General features: G+C 67.0%; 1 protein-coding gene. It reads left to right on the forward strand.

Translation table 11 applies throughout. The annotated features are described in order from the left end of the window. On the forward strand, positions 1 to 261 hold a 261-nt coding region (locus tag B4920_RS26740), incomplete at both ends, for an ABC transporter permease (RefSeq protein ID WP_173862722.1).

The following is a 261-nucleotide window of genomic DNA, read 5'->3' on the forward strand; positions in this document are numbered from 1 at the left end:
TCGCCTGGCTCAGGGCCTGGGCTTCGATCACCAGAGCGAGGAGAGCCTGGCCCAGGAGGTGGTGATCGACGAGCACACCCGGGACAAGCTGTTCGCCCCGACCCAGTCCCCCCTGGGCCAGGTGATCCTGCTGGGGGATCTGCCCTGCCGGGTGATCGGGGTCGCCATCAAGAACCAGAGCGGCTTTGGCAGCGACGAGACCCTCAACGTCTGGATCCCCCATACCACCGCCATGAGCCGCCTGCTGGGGCAGAGCCATCT

The organism is Zoogloea sp. LCSB751 (assembly GCF_002028455.1).
GTDB lineage: Bacteria > Pseudomonadota > Gammaproteobacteria > Burkholderiales > Rhodocyclaceae > Zoogloea.